The organism is Kocuria sp. SM24M-10 (genome assembly GCF_001027955.1).
GTDB classification, from domain to species: Bacteria; Actinomycetota; Actinomycetes; order Actinomycetales; family Micrococcaceae; genus Kocuria; species Kocuria oceani.
In genome coordinates this window covers 1-12,697 of sequence record NZ_LDNX01000082.1, presented here as the reverse complement: position 1 = coordinate 12,697, position 12,697 = coordinate 1, and the positions used below count along the sequence as shown (strand labels likewise).

Sequence of the window (12,697 nt, the reverse complement as noted above, 5' to 3'; positions counted from 1 at the left end):
GCCCTGCTTGCCGCCGGCGGCCACCGGACGTGGCGGAAAGCACCGACCCATGCTCATCTGTGAAGGGCCATTAGACCGGGGGCAGCTGGAGGTCTACCTCGGCCATGATCAGCGCCGGTACTGGACCGGGCTGCACCCCGAGTCCGGGGACCCGGTCGGGCATGCCTCGCTACTCGTCGACGAGGAGGCACCCATGATGCGGCTCGGGTGCATTCTCCTGGACCCGGCTGCCCGAGGACGCGGTCTGGGGCGGGAGCTGATCAGCACCGCTGTGCGCACCGGCTTCGAGATCACAGATCTGCCTGCCATGAAGTTGGGGGTCTACGCCCACAACACCGCGGCCCGGGGCGTGTACGAGAGCCTCGGGTTCCAGGAGACCGGTCGAGTCTCCAGCACCGAAGTGGGCGGCCGGCAGTGGCACGCCCTGGAGATGGAGTTGTCACGAGAGGCCCACATCGTGCCCGATGAAACGAGCGGGCACGCAGCGGCAACACAGCGGCTGAGCAGTTCCTCGGCCCGGTCGGTCCGGACGCGAGACTAGCTCGATGCTCGACCCTTGCGGTTCCTCGCGGCCATCCTCGATCGGCACGTCACAGGTCACCATCCGCCGGGCTCGCTCCGGTGACAGTGCTGCCCTGTTGGCCTTGCAGCACCGCTTGGATGAACAGTCGAGCTATCTGCTTCTGGAACGGGGCGAACGCCCCCACTCGGATCATGCGTTGCGGGGGCGGCTGTCCGAGCAGGGACCCGTGGGCAGCTTCGATCTGCTGGCCTTTCTCCCTGGACGGGACCTGGGGCCGGTGGGGTGGATCGCGGTGGAGGTTTCCCCATACCGGCGTGCCGCCCATGTTGGACACCTGGTGCTGGGTGTGGATGCCGCGTGCAGCAGTCGGGGAGTAGGGCACCGTTTGCTGGGCGCCGCTGTGGAGGAGTGCCGGCGGCGGGGGCTGCGGCGGGTGGAGCTGACAGTGATGGTGGACAACCTGCGCGCTGTGGAGTTGTACCTGCGGTGCGGGTTCCTCATTGAGGGCCTGCGTCGTGATTCTTTGATCCGCGATGGAGCAGCGGTCGACGAGTACGCCATGGCTCAGCTCCTCCCGGACACCGAAAAGGAGAATCAGACAACCGGCACCTGAGGTAGGGACGGGACTGCCGCACCGATAGGTCAGGGTCACTTCTCCGTGCGGCAATCCCCAACTCGCCCACAGTGCAGTGGGGGTTCCCTGAGGGGTCTTTCGCGATCAGTAATCTGGGGGCATGGACTTCCTGATGCGCCCCACGCTGACCGGTTCTCTGGCCACGCTGGAACCGTTGGCGCTCGAGCACGCTCCGGAACTGGCAGAAGCGGTCCAGGACGGCCAGTTGCACCAGCTCTGGTACACCCGGGTGCCGGCACCGGATCGGATGCGCGAGGACATCGAGGTGCGGCTGGCCGCCCACGCCGAGGGGCGGGTGGTGCCGTGGGTGATCCGGCGTCCCGGTGATGGAGCCGCCGTCGGGGTCACCACGTTCTTGAACATCCGGGCGGAGCACCGTCGGTTGGAGATCGGTTCGACCTGGATCGCCGCCTCCGCCCAGGGCACCGGGCTCAACACGCAGGTGAAGCTGCTGCAGCTCACGCACGCCTTTGAGACTCTGGGGTGCATGGCGGTGGAGTTCCGCACGCACTGGCACAACCACCGCTCCCGGGCCGCGATCGCCGGGCTCGGGGCGAAGCAGGACGGGGTGCTGCGCAATCACGACCTGTGGCGTGAGGGGACCGTGCGCGATGTCGTCGTGTTCTCGGTGATCGATCGGGAATGGCCCACCGTCCGGCTGAGCCTCACCGAGAAGCTCGCGCGCCGGAGCGTATTTCCAGCTCCGGTCCAGAGCGGGACCCTCCGTAGGCCGACGCCCTGAAGACAACGCAACCGGGGTCGGTGCTGGGTCATGGCGGTGTCAGATATCCGGCCGGCGGGGGAGCTCTAGGTGATGGCACCGGGGAAGAATGAGATGGCCGTGTTGCCGTTGAAAGGCTCTTGTCCGTGCGTTCCGCTTCTGTCCTGTCTGTTCGTGAGTTGGTGTGTGGTTATGCCGGGGTGCCGGTGACCGCCGGGGTCAGCTTCGAGGTGGGGCCAGGGGAGGCGGTGGTGCTGCTCGGGGCCAATGGGGCGGGCAAGTCCACGGTGTTGCGCACGGCGGTGGGTCAGCAGGTTCCGGTGAGCGGGGAGCGGTGGCTGAAGGGTGGGCCGGTGGTGGAGAACTCGCTGGTCTACCGGCGGGCGGTGAGCTGTCTGTTCGACGAGGACGCGTTTCTGCCCGGGGTGTCGGTGGGGCATCACCTGGAGTTGGTGCTGCGCGGTCACGGGGTGGCCGATGCGCCGGTGGTGGCCGCCGAGGCGGTGGTCGAGTTCGGGTTGGGCGACCGGGTGGACGCCTCGCCGTTCGCTCTGTCTTCGGGCCAGCGACGGCGGGCGCTGCTGGCCGGTGCACTGATCCGCCCGTTCGAGCTGCTGGTGCTCGATGAGCCCGAACAGCGCCTGGATGCGTTGATGCGTGCCCGTTTGACCGATCGTCTGGTCGCCGCCCGGCAGGCGGGGGCGGGGTTGCTGATCGCCACGCACGACGCGTCGCTGGCGGCCACGGTGGGCACCACTGTGCTGACCATCGACTCCAGCGGTGCCCTGGCACCGGTCGTGCCTGCCCCGCAACGGGAGGGCCGGTCGTGACGGCCGGTGCCGGTGTGAAGTCTGCCGGGCCCGCCGAGATCGAGGTGTTCCTGCGAGGCGCCCGGGCCCGGACCCGCGGCCGGGCTCGAGGTGCGGATCGGTTCGTCGATGCGTACACCGGGCTCTTCGTCACGGTGGTGCTGGTGGCCTGGGCGGTCGCCGGGGTCCTCGGTCTCGGGGCCTGGCTGGGGGATCTGGTGGCCGCCGGTTCCCCCGGCGGGATGCTGCACCGCCAGGCGGCCGCCTGGGTGGGGGCCGGGGCGCCGGTGCTCGGAGCCGCGGTGCTGCTCGGGGTGGTCTGGGTCGGTGCCGTGGACTTGTTGCGCGGGCTGGGACCGGTGGGGGTGTCCCCGGAGCGGGCGGTGTGGGTGTGGCCGCTGCCTGGGGCCGGGGCGCAGGAACCGATCCGCAGTGTGCGCCGGATGCTGTGGGTGGCGGCTGCGGCCGGGGCGGTGTTCGGTGGCACCGGGTTGTTGCTGCTGGGCGGTGCCGGGTCGGCGGCCGGGTGGGGCGCGCCGTGGTGGCAGGCGGTGGCGCAGCTGGTGTGCTGGGCCGGCCTGGGGGTCGGCGCGGTCGGGGTCGCTGTCTGGGCCCAGATCGCCGGTGAGGCGCGAACGCCGCCTTGGTCCCGCCCCTGGGCGGGATGGTTCCTAGCACTGGGGGCTGTGCTGGTCGTGCTGGCCGGGACCCGGGACGGGGCCACCGGCCGGTGGGATGTTGTGCCGCCCCTGGGGTCCGTGACAGTCGCGGGATCACTAGTGGTGGTAGCCGGGCTGTTCTGGGTCTGGGCGCTGCGGTGGGCCCGGGGCCTGAACGGGGTGCAGCTGCGGGCGGCCGGGGCGCGGACCCGGCACCTGTCCAACGCTGTGTCCCTGCTGTCGGCCCAGGACCTGACCGCCGCGCTGGCCCCGGCCACGGTGACCGGGGTGCGGGGGTTGCCGGGAAGCACCCCGGGGTGGGTGGCGGGGCCGCGCACGGTGGTGCTGTTCGCCTCGCTCACCGCCCTGCGCACCAGCCGGTGGCGGGCCGGACTGGCCGTGGACCTCGGGTTGACCGTGGTGCTGCTGACCTCCTTCGCCCACACCGTGGTGCTCGCCGGGTGGGCTGCGCTGCTGGTGGTGGGGTGCCGGGGGCTGAGCCGCGGCACGGCCTATCTGGCCGATCTGCGCGCCGGGGCCGCCGCCGAACGGAACCTCCCGATCACCCCCACCGCAGCCGCCCTGATGCACCTGGTCCTCCCGTGCGTGCTCAACGCCGCGGTCCTGGCCGCCGTAGCCTTGCTGGGCGGGGTCTCGGCCGGCACCAGCTGGGCGGTACTGGTGCTGCTCGGGGCCGTGGCCGGGACCGGTATCGGTGCGGCCGGCCTCTACCGGACCTTGGGCCCGGAACCGGACCACACCCAGCCCCCGATCGACACCCCCCTGGGACCGGTGCCCGTAGCCCAGCTGATCGGCTACAGCCGGGGGCTCATCCTGGTGCCCGCCCTGCTCGCGGCACCCGCCACCGTACTGCTCCACCCCACCGCCTGGCCGGCGGCCCTGGCGGCAGCCCTCGCCCTGACGGGCACCGCCGTGGCCCTGGCCATCAGCACCGACCGGAAACACTGAGACCCGAATCCTGCGGGCCACAGCCGAGCCGAACCACACCTACCGGGCTCCCGAGGTGCGATAGGGGTTCCCGTCGGACGTGGCGTCGGTGTCCGGGAAGTGGTGTTTGTCGCTGTCGTGCACGGGTGGCTACCATGTCCGGGGGATCTGGGCGCTTGAGAGGGCGGCGTTATGCTTCACGGGTGACTCCAGAGGAACTATCCGCCGCCATTTCCGCTTGTTTGCAGGCCGCCGTCGAGGCCGGTGACTTCAATGTCGACCTCCCGTCGGAGGTGCGTGTGGAGCGACCGAAGAACCGGGAGCACGGTGACTGGGCCACGAACATTGCCCTGCAGTTGGGCCAGAAGGCGGGGATGAATCCGCGCGAGTTCGCCCGGATCCTCAGCGATCGGCTGGCCGGCATCGACGGCGTCAAGAGCGTCGACGTGGCCGGCCCGGGTTTCCTCAACATCACCCTGGACGCCGGCGCGGCGGGCGAGCTCGCCCGCACCATCGTCGAGGCAGGGTCCGCCTACGGCACCAATGACGCCCTGGCGGGCCACACCATCAACATGGAGTTCGTCTCGGCCAATCCCACCGGGCCCTTGCATCTGGCCCACACCCGCTGGGCCGCACTGGGCGACTCGATCGCCCGTGTCCTGCGCGCCAGCGGTGCGGCGGTGACGGCGGAGTACTACATCAACGATGCCGGAACGCAGATGAACACCTTCGCCGCCTCCGTCCTGGCCACCATCAAGGGTCGACCGGTCCCAGAGGGCGGTTATCCGGGGGAGTACATCGCCGATCTTGGCCGCCAGGCTCTGACTGCCCGGCCGGAGCTGGCCGAGATGGATGATGAGGAGGCGCTGCCGATCGTCCGGGAACTGGCCTATCGAGCGCAGATGGCCGACATCGAGGAGACCTTGGCCGAGTTCGGGGTGCACTTCGACGTGTTCTTCTCCGAGTCCGCCCTGCACGAGGGCGGAGCCGTGGGGCAGGCGGTGGACCGCCTGCGGGAGCAAGGTCACGTCTTCGACCTCGATGGTGCCGTCTGGCTGCGCACCACCGACTTCGGCGACGACAAGGACCGTGTCCTCATCCGGGCCAACGGTGAGCCCACGTACTTCGCCTCGGACGCTGCGTACTACCTGTCGAAGAAGGACCGCGGGTTTGAGCAGAAGATCTATCTGCTCGGCGCCGACCACCACGGCTACATCGGCCGGCTGCAGGCCATTGCCGCTTGCGCCGGGGACGATATGGAGCACAACATTCAGGTGCTCATCGGCCAGATGGTGTCCGTGAACGGAGCCCGCCTGTCGAAGCGGGCCGGGAACATCATCGAGCTGCGGGATCTGTTGCAGTGGCTCGGTAAGGACGCGCTGCGGTACTCGCTGGGCCGATCCTCGGCGGACTCGGCGATGTCCATCGATCCGCAGCTGCTGCAGAAGAACACCAACGAGAACCCGGTGTTCTACGTCCAGTACGCCCATGCCAGGACCCACGCCGTGGCCCGCAATGCGGAGTCGACCGGAGTGGACACCAGCAGCTTCGACGCTGCGTCGCTGAACCATCCCACCGAGAGTGACCTGCTGGCCGCGCTCGGGCAGTTCCCCGGGGTGGTCGCCCAGTCGGCGACCTTCCGGGAACCACACCGCGTCGCCCGCCACCTCGAGGTCATCGCCGGCACCTACCACCGTTGGTATGACGCCTGCCGCATCGCTCCCCAGGGAGACGCACCGATCCAGGACATGCACAAATCGCGCCTGTGGCTGAACAACGCCACCCAGCAGGTACTGGCCAACGGCCTCGACCTCCTCGGCGTTTCCGCACCCGAGAGGATGTAACCGGGCACGCAGCAACCTGCCCCGTGACGGATTCAGTAGAGGTTCCTTAGGGGTCTGGTCACCTCACGAAGAGGAAGTACTGCCCCGGCACGGCCAAGAGCAAGACGGCTCCAATCAGGAAGCACCACGAGGACCGCCTCATCAGTGCCTGCATTTCCTGTGGGGTCGTGGAATCGCCGGGGAAGGTGAGGAAGAGAAAGCGTTCGGCGGATCGCCGAGCTTTTGGCCCCGTACGGCGCAAGCTGACAAACATGACCATGTACACGAGAGCCCAGACCGGGCAAAGCAGAGCGACCTCGTCGGCGTCCTCAAAGTTCGGCAGGATAGCCATGATGAGGAGCGGAAACAGCGTGAGCCCGGTGCAGGCGGTGATCCACCGTGTGGTCGCTTTCACCCAGGGCCTGCAGTCAATTTGGCTCTTCCTTCGATCGCGACACGTGTCGTGGCGTAGACATTCAAGCGTGCTCTAGGGGTTCCCGGGTAGGAGCGAGAGCCAGCAGCGCCCGCGCGCGGACCCCCAGCTCCAAACGATCCTCTTCCAAGCTAGCTGGATAGGGTGAATCGATGGCACGGACACTCTCCCGCATCCTGACAGCAGTAACAGTGCTGGCTCTCGGGGCACTTCTGCTCTTCATGATCCTGGACCCACTGATCGAGACGCGCCTGAGCCCGCTGATCGAATCTCTCGGTTGGACCCTCGGAGTGCTTATTGTGATCCGTCTACTGCTCAGCATTCGACGCCTGAGATCAGGAGTCGCCGCTCCGGTTATGGGCGCGGCTTCAGTGCAGTCACGACTTCTCGGGTTCTCACCGGGCAGCTCGAAGATTGAAGATCCTAATGGACCTGCATATACAACCTCCAAGATCGAGAAGGACTCTCGCGACAAGCCTGGCGGAGCGCCGCTCTAGATTCGGCACCCTGCCCGGTTGAGGTTAGAAACGGAGCTGGCCACAGACGCTCACCTGCTGGCGGTGACCGCACGTGCGGCGCGGTTGGCGGCCCCGGCGGAGCGCAGCAGCACGACGATCTCGCAGATCAACGCGACGGCAGCCACCGCGGTGCCGGTGAAACCACCGCCCAGGACCTGGACGACCAGTGCGGTTGGAACCCCCACCGCGGCTACCGGCACCATCTTCCGGACCACGGGCAGGGCCGCGGCATGGCCGGCAGCCCAGGCCTCATCGGAGGCCTGGGTGTGGCGGGTACGAATGCCCGCCGAACCGTTGCGCCCGAGTGAATCCTCGGCGGCCCAGCGCACCACCGGGACGCTCATCGCGGGAAGGACCATCAGGGCGAAGAGCAGCGGGACGAGGCCGGCGATCTCGTCGGTCATCGCAAAAAACATCCAGAGAGTGGGTGCTGTCCACGCTCCGAGAAGCACAGAGCATCCCAGGCGCTTTGCCCCGCCATGCCTGTCGCAGGGTGCTTCCAGGAATTGTGCCTGTGCAAGTGGGGTCCCTTCTGGGCCGGAGGTAGTCCTGTAGGGCAGGTCCTAGGGGATCTGGGCCGCGGGGGTGTCGCGGGTGTCTGCGGCGGGGTCGCTGTCCTGCCACTGGTTGAGCCGCTCGGCGTCGCACTCGTCGCGGGAGGCGCTGGTCTCGTCGAGGCGCTGAATGGTCAGGCATCCCTCGTCCTCGCCCCGTGGGCCGAGGAGGTGCCAGATGCGGGCTTCGCCGTCGACGACGATGGCAGCTTTGATGGCGGTGTGGTCGGGGAAGAAGCTGTTGGCGGTCTTGTTCGTGTAGTCACCGGCAAGGCTCAGGGACCGGCCGTCGCAGCTGAGCTTCAGGGACTCGGGTGCTGTGGTGAGGTCCTCGGTCTGCCCCGGGTCCTTGGCGCCTTCGGAGATGGTGCACCCCGGGTCGGGGGTAGTCGCGGTGGGCGTGACCTGGGAAAGGGGTTCTGGTCTGTCTTGGAGCAGCAGGTTGTTCTCGCACCCGGTCAGGGCCAGGGATGCCAGGCCAGCGACGGCGAGGCTGAGGACACGGGCGGGTCGCTGCACAGCGGGGGACCTATGGCCGCCAGGCGCCGGTGCGGTCGCCGTGCTTCTGCACGTAGTCCTTGATGCCGGCGGTGACGCCTTTGCGCACCACCCAGTAGAGCAGCCACAAGGTGAGGGCGACCATGAGCAGCCAGATGAACAGGCCAAGGAATGCCCCGAAGCCGGCGACGTCCATCACGAGGAACCTCCTGGAGTAGGTCTGTCCACGCTATCGAGGTACGGCTGTGAGCTTTGCACCCTGCCCGTGCCGTGCGTGTCGGACTGCTGGCGCTTGCCCGTGCGCGCGGGCTACGGTCACCGCGGTGGCGTCGGGCCGGGGCGTGGCAAGGACAGATCACCGCTGAGGAGAACGGTGGTGAACCGGGTCGAGCGGATCCTTCGACAGGCACAGGTGGATCACCCGGTTCGTCGGAATTCACGGAAGGTCTTCGGTGGCTGGACTGTCCTGCGGGGATCCGGCGGAGTCTTCGGGAAGGGTGGGGCAGGAAGCGTTGTCCGTCTCTGTCCTAGCGCAGGAGGGTTGTGCCCCATGATCAAGACCAAACAGGACCCGCCGCAGGATCCGAGTTGGTGGTGGAGGATGGGCCATCTCCTGGATCGGGTGTTCGATGTCGTCAGCGTCGTTCCCCTGCTGGGGTGGCTGATCAGAATCATTGGCAGGTGAGGCCACGCAGGCGGCACAGGAGTATGCCGCCGCAGCGGTCCTGCCACCCCCAGATCGGAGGCTGCGAACGTGAACTGGCGGAGGCCGCGTTCAGTGTCCCTGGGTGGCGGCCCCGCGCGGGGTTCTTGCGCCGTGGCGCGGGTGCGCGGCATACGGTGGGGGCTAGCGAGCGGAGAGGCGTGAGCTGGTGAGGCGAGCCCTGCACGTGCATCGGCTGAGCACCTATCTGGTGTTCCAGGCGCTCACCGCGGTGCTGGCCCTGGGCTACGCCGCTGTCCTGTCACCGGGCGGCTGGTCGGCCTGGGTGCTGTGCTGGGCGGTGTCGACGGGGGTGGGGTTGGTGTGGACCCAGCTGGTGTGGGGCCCGTGCTGGGAGGCCGGGGCCGATTACGGCCTGACCGCCGGGGTCCGCATCGCCCTGATGGGCGTCGCCGGTGCGTCGCTGATGCTGCCGTTCCTGGTGCTCAACGTGGTCCTCGACCCGGTGTGGTTCCTCTACGCCCTGGTGCTGACCCCGTACGGGGTGGTGGGCGGGTTGCTCGGTGGGGTTGTCCTGGCCGTCCGGGACCGTGGTGCTGTTCCTGTCCGCCGCGCCCACGGCGCCGCCGATGCGAACTCCCGCTAGGAGGACGTGCGCCCGCGGGTGCTCCTGATCCGTCAACGCTGTAGATGGGATTGATGTTCGGGTGGCGTCCGAGGCTACGACGTCACTGGGGGCGGTTGAGCGCATCGCCGTCCCAGGTGAGGTCGGCGTCGGTGCGCAGGGGCAGCACCTCCAGACCCGGGGTTCGCACGAGCTCGCGCACCAGTGCCGTGGTGCCGGCCACGAGGGTGGAGTCGAAGTCGATCTCGGTGGCCAGCACCCAGGCGTGGTCGTCCGGCCACAGGATGCTGGGCGAGGGCGCCCACACGGGCTCATCGACCCAGGGCGCACGGGCCGGCCACGCGGGGTCGGCGAAGTCCTCGGCCCCGGCCTCGAACAGGACGTAGTGCCGCCCGGTGTCCCCGTGCAGTGCGAACCGCGGCCCGGTGGCGATCTCCGGGGCCAGCACCCCGGTGCCGGGCGCGGGGTCATGGTGGGCACCCCGGGGGAGGGCCTGCAGCAGCGCCCGCGCGTCGGTGAGTCCCTGCTCCAGGGCAGCAACCAGCCGTTGGCGCAGGGAGGGGGTGGTCACGGTTCCTGTGTCCTCGTCGGTGTCTGCGACCGGCCACTCATCGCTGGGTACGAGCACGAGCCGGGCGGCTCCGGCCGAACTGACCAGCCCGCCCCAGCCTTCCCAGATCGCGGCGATCCCAGCATCCGGGGTGCTGGTGTGCCGGGCGAGCACCGCCGAGGCCGCCGCCAGGGAGGTGGTGTCGAGGCGGCCCTCGGATGTGTCGCCGTAGCGCCAGCCGTCGGCGGCGATCACGCCGTCGACCTTGCCGTAGTCGGCCCGGACGAGGCGTGCGTATTGGGCTTGGGCGTGCATGGTCGTGCCGAAGGATGCCGCGGCCTGGGCCCAGGTGGCACGCTGGGTCTCGAGTGCGGCTTCGATGTCGTGGACACCGGCGAAGTAGGTGGCCTCATCGAGGCCCTGCCAGGTCCTTGTCGCCCGTGGCCGGTCGCGCTCGACCGGGTGGAACAGGCGCGCGTAGGCCTGGAAGCCTCGCGGCACCACCGACAGGACGCTGCCCCACGGCTCGGCTTCCATCGGGCGCAGCCACTCACCCCGCTCGAGGTCAGGCACCCACCTGAACATTTCCGACATGACCCACATTCTCCGCTTGGTCCCCGGTTCTCTGGCTCGGCGCCCCGGGAGGCCCGCGATCCCGGGATGTCACGTAGCGGTTCCACTCACGAAGCACCTGCCCGCTGAATCGGGCAGGAAGCCGTGCCGGAGGCCGATGCTAGGCTTCACGGACTCAACGGAAGTGATGTCATGCACACCAAAGTCCGAGTCGCTGCGATCGTCGTTCTCCTCCTCGCGCTGGGCCTGTTCGCCGTCACCGAATGGTTGCCCGCCCTGCTCTTTCTGCCTGCGGCAGCAGGTGTGCTGCTGGTGAACGAGTCCGGGATGCTCACCCCCGGGCGACCCCGCAGCAACAGGGACCGCCCACGCCCCTGACCGACACCGGCCTGGGGCGCAGCATCACCGCGCTGATGAGGTTTCACCGCGGACTCCGTTGGAGGGTATGGCGAGACTCCGGGGTCTACTTCCTGCCCTTCTCTCGCCCTCTCAGACGAGACCCGTGAGTCCTCCTTACCGACAGGTCGGCCATACCGTGGAGCGGCCCCATCTGAGGCCTCCGTGGGCGCGGAAGCAGATCATCTGAGGGCCAAGGCGGACCGCTCGAGGCCGTGTCGATGCTCCGCGCCGCCAGGGTCCTCGGCCCCTACAGTGGAAGGGCAGACAGCATCGTTGGCCCCGATCGAGAGCGAGGATCGTCATGCGCCGGTCACTGGTGACCATGCTCCTCACGACCGCTGCGCTGAGCCTCGCCGGGTGCGCCGATGCCGGGCCCGGCGTCTACGACGGCGAGCAGAGCGAGGCCGACCTGCTGCCGGCCCAGGTTCCCGCCGGGCAGTACGACTTCGACCCGGACAGCTCCCGGTTGCTGGCCACCCACGACGGGTACCAGTTCTTCGCCGTGTCTTCACCGAGCCAGGGCGACTGCCTGCTCAGCTTCGACCCCAACGCCCCGGAGACCTGGGTCGTCGGGTGCGGCTCCGGTGGCCGGGTGGGCACCAGTGGCCTGATCGGGATCCAGGCCGACTACAACCCCAACGGGCTGCCCGAGGAGGACGCACCGCAGGGATGGACCCGGCTCACCCCGCAGCTGCAGGTCTCCGAGGGCTAAGCGGTGCACGCCAAACCTGCCGACTCCGACCCGGTCATCACCCACCCCGGTAGCGCGCTGATCGGCATCATCTTCGGTGTCCTCGCCGGTGCGGCCGGCTGGTGGGCCGAGGGCTTCGTCGCTTCCGCCCTGGCCGCTCTGGCGGTGGCGAGCCTCGGAGCCGCCCTGATGCGCTGGTGGGACCGCCGGCGCTCCTCGCAGGCCCGGCCCGACGACACGGAAGGACGATGAGATGACCGCGGGGTGCCCGATGACCATCAGCCTGAGCGGGGCGGGGATGAACCCGCTGATCCCCACCAGCTGGGAAGTCCTCGCGCTGCTGGCCGGCGCCGCGGTGATCGTGCTGTTCGTCGTCGCGCTGCTCTCCCTGTCCCGCGACGAGCACTACACCGGGACCCAGCGCCTGCTGTGGCTACTCGTGCTACTGGCCGCCCCGCTACTGGGGCCGATCCTGTGGCTGACCCTCGGCCGACGCCACGCGCTCGAGCCCCGCAACGGGCCCGTCCGCTAAAGGGCACAAGAGGTCCAGTCCGCGGAGGACCAGACAGGGTGGAAAGGCTGAGACCATCCCGCCTTCTATCTTGTCTTCTGAGGTTGTCCCCCTTCGGTGGACGTCCTTGATGGTCAGGCCTGGTGCCTGGCAGGGAGGATGTTCCTGTGGGAGCCAAACGGAAGAGGTACACGCCCGCGTACCGGCGTGATGCCGCGCATCTGGTGATCGACCCGGGCGCCCGATCGTCCACGTGGCGAAGGAGATCGGTGTCGGAGAAGCTCTGCTGGGTCGTTGGGTCGCGATCGAGAGGGCCAAGATGGACGACCCGCCCTCAGCACTGGATACCGATGAGCGGGCAGAGCTGGAGCGGTTGCGCCGTGAGGTGGCCGAGCTGCGGATGGACCGGGAGTTCCTGAAAAAAGCAGCCGCCTTCTTCGCGACCGAGAACCAGAACCGGTGAGGATGTTCGAGCTCATCGACGCGGAGAAGGCCGACTACGAGATCACCCGCATGGCCGAGCTGCTCGAGGTGTCCAGTGCTGAGGGCGGGTCGTCCATCTTG

18 protein-coding genes are annotated in these 12,697 nt (G+C 68.8%); 13 read left to right on the top strand and 5 right to left on the bottom strand.

Annotated features, from left to right (window positions below):
• The 6 genes from ABL57_RS20720 to argS all read left to right on the top strand — a co-directional run.
• Positions 1-541 (top strand): GNAT family N-acetyltransferase (locus tag ABL57_RS20720; protein ID WP_203225588.1); only part of this gene is annotated, 541 nt, incomplete at its 5' end.
• Between the two features lie 4 nt (positions 542-545).
• On the top strand, positions 546-1,136 hold the full coding sequence (locus ABL57_RS09615; RefSeq protein WP_047803248.1) for a GNAT family N-acetyltransferase: 591 nt from the start codon (positions 546-548) through the stop codon (positions 1,134-1,136).
• A gap of 121 nt (positions 1,137-1,257) precedes the next feature.
• Positions 1,258-1,899, top strand: coding sequence for a GNAT family N-acetyltransferase (locus tag ABL57_RS09610; RefSeq protein ID WP_047803247.1), 642 nt, complete (start codon positions 1,258-1,260; stop codon positions 1,897-1,899).
• 125 nt (positions 1,900-2,024) lie between these two features.
• Positions 2,025-2,708: an ATP-binding cassette domain-containing protein gene (locus ABL57_RS09605; protein ID WP_160310784.1), complete on the top strand. Its 684-nt coding sequence runs from the start codon at positions 2,025-2,027 to the stop codon at positions 2,706-2,708.
• Between the two features lie 14 nt (positions 2,709-2,722).
• Positions 2,723-4,315 carry a hypothetical protein gene (locus ABL57_RS09600; RefSeq protein WP_152683349.1) on the top strand — a complete coding sequence of 531 codons (1,593 nt, stop codon included), beginning with the start codon at positions 2,723-2,725 and terminating at the stop codon, positions 4,313-4,315.
• 182 nt (positions 4,316-4,497) lie between these two features.
• A complete protein-coding gene (gene argS, locus ABL57_RS09595; protein ID WP_047803244.1) occupies positions 4,498-6,138 on the top strand; it encodes an arginine--tRNA ligase in 1,641 nt (546 codons plus the stop codon).
• 58 nt (positions 6,139-6,196) lie between these two features.
• Here the strand turns inward: argS and ABL57_RS09590 are convergent, their stop codons facing one another.
• The 4 genes from ABL57_RS09590 to ABL57_RS22670 all read right to left on the bottom strand — a co-directional run bounded on the left by ABL57_RS09590 (position 6,197) and on the right by ABL57_RS22670 (position 8,319).
• Positions 6,197-6,532 carry a hypothetical protein gene (locus ABL57_RS09590; protein WP_047803243.1) on the bottom strand — a complete coding sequence of 112 codons (336 nt, stop codon included), beginning with the start codon at positions 6,530-6,532 and terminating at the stop codon, positions 6,197-6,199.
• A 565-nt stretch (positions 6,533-7,097) separates the two neighbouring features.
• Entirely contained in the window at positions 7,098-7,472 is a 375-nt protein-coding gene (locus tag ABL57_RS09585) for an SdpI family protein (RefSeq protein WP_047803242.1), read from the bottom strand.
• Positions 7,473-7,631: 159 nt separating this feature from the next.
• Entirely contained in the window at positions 7,632-8,141 is a 510-nt protein-coding gene (locus tag ABL57_RS09580) for a hypothetical protein (RefSeq protein ID WP_047803241.1), read from the bottom strand.
• Between the two features lie 10 nt (positions 8,142-8,151).
• Complete coding sequence (locus ABL57_RS22670; RefSeq protein WP_186374948.1) at positions 8,152-8,319, bottom strand: hypothetical protein; 168 nt, start codon at positions 8,317-8,319, stop codon at positions 8,152-8,154.
• Between the two features lie 351 nt (positions 8,320-8,670).
• Here ABL57_RS22670 and ABL57_RS23285 point away from each other — a divergent pair, with 351 nt between their 5' ends.
• Both ABL57_RS23285 and ABL57_RS09575 read left to right on the top strand, forming a co-directional pair.
• Positions 8,671-8,805: a hypothetical protein gene (locus tag ABL57_RS23285; protein WP_256363811.1), complete on the top strand. Its 135-nt coding sequence runs from the start codon at positions 8,671-8,673 to the stop codon at positions 8,803-8,805.
• A 187-nt stretch (positions 8,806-8,992) separates the two neighbouring features.
• Positions 8,993-9,430: a hypothetical protein gene (locus ABL57_RS09575; RefSeq protein ID WP_152683347.1), complete on the top strand. Its 438-nt coding sequence runs from the start codon at positions 8,993-8,995 to the stop codon at positions 9,428-9,430.
• A gap of 82 nt (positions 9,431-9,512) precedes the next feature.
• Here ABL57_RS09575 and ABL57_RS09570 read toward each other — a convergent pair whose 3' ends face one another.
• The gene (locus ABL57_RS09570) at positions 9,513-10,553 is read right to left on the bottom strand and encodes a hypothetical protein (RefSeq protein WP_047803239.1); all 1,041 of its coding nucleotides are present in this window, start codon (positions 10,551-10,553) and stop codon (positions 9,513-9,515) included.
• Between the two features lie 171 nt (positions 10,554-10,724).
• On the opposite strand from ABL57_RS09570, the gene ABL57_RS09565 reads away from it, so the two are divergent.
• The 5 genes from ABL57_RS09565 (at position 10,725) to ABL57_RS09545 (ending at position 12,596) form a co-directional block, all read left to right on the top strand.
• Positions 10,725-10,910 carry a hypothetical protein gene (locus ABL57_RS09565; protein ID WP_047803238.1) on the top strand — a complete coding sequence of 62 codons (186 nt, stop codon included), beginning with the start codon at positions 10,725-10,727 and terminating at the stop codon, positions 10,908-10,910.
• 322 nt (positions 10,911-11,232) lie between these two features.
• Complete coding sequence (locus tag ABL57_RS09560; RefSeq protein ID WP_047803237.1) at positions 11,233-11,643, top strand: hypothetical protein; 411 nt, start codon at positions 11,233-11,235, stop codon at positions 11,641-11,643.
• A gap of 3 nt (positions 11,644-11,646) precedes the next feature.
• Positions 11,647-11,874: a hypothetical protein gene (locus ABL57_RS09555; RefSeq protein ID WP_053004871.1), complete on the top strand. Its 228-nt coding sequence runs from the start codon at positions 11,647-11,649 to the stop codon at positions 11,872-11,874.
• 1 nt (position 11,875) lies between these two features.
• Positions 11,876-12,154: a PLDc N-terminal domain-containing protein gene (locus ABL57_RS09550; protein WP_053004870.1), complete on the top strand. Its 279-nt coding sequence runs from the start codon at positions 11,876-11,878 to the stop codon at positions 12,152-12,154.
• A 223-nt stretch (positions 12,155-12,377) separates the two neighbouring features.
• A complete protein-coding gene (locus ABL57_RS09545) occupies positions 12,378-12,596 on the top strand; it encodes a hypothetical protein (protein ID WP_082157344.1) in 219 nt (72 codons plus the stop codon).
• Positions 12,597-12,697 lie beyond the last annotated feature (101 nt).